Genomic DNA, 2,920 nt, shown 5'->3' on the forward strand with positions numbered 1-2,920 from the left:
GGAGCGCCGTCATCCTTCTTCGAGATGCGCATCCTTCGGGCGGACGGCACGGAGTGCGCCCCAGGCGAGGTGGGCGAGATCTGCGGCAAGGGCCCCATACTGATGGTGGGTTACTACAAACGTCCCGACCTGACCGAAAAGGCCATTGTCGACGGCTGGCTGCACACTGGCGACGCGGGTTATGTGGATGAGGACGGCTATCTCTTCCTGGTCGACCGGATCAAGGACATGATCATCACCGGCGGAGTAAACGTTTACCCCAGGGACATTGAGGACGTCGTGATCCAGCATCCCGCGGTGGCCGAAGTGGCGGTGTTTGGAGTTCCCGACGAAAAATGGGGAGAAACACCTGTGGCGGCCGTCGTGCCGCGCCCGGGAGAGGCAATCGAACCCGAACAGTTGAAGCAGTGGGCCAACGGCCACGTGGACGCCAAGTTTCAGCGGCTCAGCGACGTTCTCATCATGAACGCCCTCCCCCGCAACATCGCAGGCAAAATCCTCAAGCGGGAGATGCGCGACAGTTACGGGCGCCGGCGCAGCTCCTGAACACGGCGAGGTCGCCGATCAACCGGGACTTGGCTGCCCTACGCGCGTTCGCCCTAGGCCGGCTTCGGTTCAGGTCGCCGACCTCCCGCAAGAGCCGGGAAGCGGAGGTCTTCGCCCAAAGCGCGCCTCGATCGACACGCCAGCAGAGCGGACGGTTGGCTGTCCTTGAAGCGCAGCCTTTGAACGGACGCTCGCCAAACACACCAAGAGGCTTATTGACAATGTCGCGTTTCCGTCGCGGCGACCCTTCGTAAACGGCCCGTCGGGCGACGCCCCCGAGATGCTCGAAGGACCGCGACTTTATGCTGCTTGACCGCTGCGCCCACCCCGCCCCAAGGTCGGATGAGGCGAGGCCTCGAACGGAGCCTGGAGACGGCGTCGGGAAAACGGCGTCGAGGGAGGGTTCCATGACCGAGCGCAAAGCGATCGAACTGGTCGGATCCATGGGAGAAGACTGTACAGGCGGTGGTCGAGCGCGCCGCGCAAATCCTCAGGGATCTGCGCGTGGTCGGAGCAAGACGCGGTTACTGAAAACGGCAGGGTCCAAGCCTATCGCGCCAAGGTCAAGGTGTCCTTCAAGTACGAAGGCAAGGACCAAGACGAAACGCGCCCGCCGCCTCGTCAGGCGCGAAGCAGGCAAGAGCTGATAGGCGGCCCGCCCGCCGCTCTTCGATGAAACGACCAAATTTCTACGACGCCGCGTCGCCACGCGGCAGGCAACTCTCGGGTCGGCCGCCGCCCCTGGCGTCGCCGCGCCTCGCCCAAGCGGCGCCGCGCTAATAACCTCGGCGCCAAGCCTTGGGGGCATATAATGAGATCCAACGGCGGTATTGCGATGCTCGACCTGCCTCAGCGGCTGAAGGGCCTTGAGTTCCTCGCCACGGACCTGCGCTTTACCTGGAGCTACACCGCCGACCACCTGTGGCAGAAGCTCGACCCGGACCTGTTCGCCCTCACCAGGAACCCGTGGCTGGCGTTGCTGTCGACCAGCCCCGAGAAACTCGAAGAGCTCGCCGCGGATGAAGAATACTGCGAGCGCATCGCCTGGCTCCTACAGCGTGAAGAAACGTCGCGCACGGCGCCTCGATGGTTTAGCAAACGCCATGGCGATGACGTCCTCAAGTCGATCGCCTATTTCAGCATGGAATTCGGACTGTCGGAGAGCCTGCCGATCTATTCCGGCGGTCTCGGCCTCCTCGCCGGCGACCACCTCAAGGCGGCCCACGATCTCGGCGTCCCGCTGACAGGCGTGGGTCTCCTGTACCAGAACGGCTACTTCCGCCAGGCGATCGACAAGGATGGCGCGCAGATCGCGTACTATCCCTCCAACAATGTCTCGGAGCTGCCGATCGTGCCGGCGCGGGACAAGGACGGCAGACGGCTGCGGTTCGAATTGACGATGCCCGGGCGCTCCCTCTACGTGCGTGTCTGGCAGGCCAAGGTCGGTCTCATCACGCTGCTGTTGCTCGATACCAACGACCCGGCCAATAACCCGGTCGACCGCTGCATCACCACCGAGCTTTACGGCTACGGCGACGAACTGCGCATGCGCCAGGAAATCCTGCTCGGCATCGGCGGCTATCGGGTATCGCTGGCGCTCGGCATGATGCCGCAGGTGCTGCATCTCAACGAGGGCCACGCCGCCTTCGCCGTGCTCGAGCGGGCCCGCCACTTCATGTCCGAGCGCGCATCCAACTTCGAACTGGCGCTGACCATCACTCGCGCTGGCAACCTGTTCACCACCCACACGCCGGTGGAAGCCGGATTTGACCGCTTCGACCCGGCGCTCGTCCGCCAGTACCTGCGCGGTTATGCAGAGGGCGTCGCGGGCCGCGGTGGCGAAGGCAGTTTGAATACTTCGTTCGACAGACTTCTGGCGCTCGGCCGCCGCGACCCCAAAGACGCCAGCGAGCTGTTCAACATGGCCTATCTCGCCGTCAGAGGAAGCAACGCCGTCAATGCTGTGAGCCGACTGCACGGCGAAGTGAGCCGCCGCATCTTTGCGCCGCTATTCCCCGGCTGGCCGCTCGGCGAAATTCCCGTCGGCCATGTCACCAACGGCGTGCACGTACCAACCTGGGATAGCGCCGCCTCCGACGCCCTGTGGACCAAGGCCATCGGCAAGCAGGGCTGGATGGGCGACATCGAGGGCATGTCCGAACGCATCAGCCAGCTCCCAGATGAAGAAGTCTGGCAGCTTCGGGCCGACAACCGCGCCGCGCTGGTCAAATATGTGCGCGAGCACTGCGCTCGCCAGTTGCGCCGCGACGGCGCTGCCGGCGACGAGGCGATGGAATGGTCGCGCCATCTGGGCGACCCCAACGTGCTGACCCTCGGCTTCGCTCGCCGCTTCGCGACATACAAGCGTCCCACC

General features: G+C 64.5%; 2 protein-coding genes. Both read left to right on the top strand.

All coding sequences use genetic code 11. The annotated features are described in order from the left end of the window. The coding region (locus ACLP25_RS31740; RefSeq protein WP_442473062.1) for an AMP-binding enzyme at positions 1–546 on the top strand (546 nt) is incomplete at its 5' end. Between the two features lie 835 nt (positions 547–1,381). Beyond that, the coding region (gene glgP, locus ACLP25_RS31745) for an alpha-glucan family phosphorylase (RefSeq protein WP_442473063.1) at positions 1,382–2,920 on the top strand (1,539 nt) is incomplete at its 3' end.

Origin of the sequence: Roseiarcus sp., assembly GCF_052145395.1 — a bacterium.
GTDB lineage: Bacteria > Pseudomonadota > Alphaproteobacteria > Rhizobiales > Beijerinckiaceae > Roseiarcus.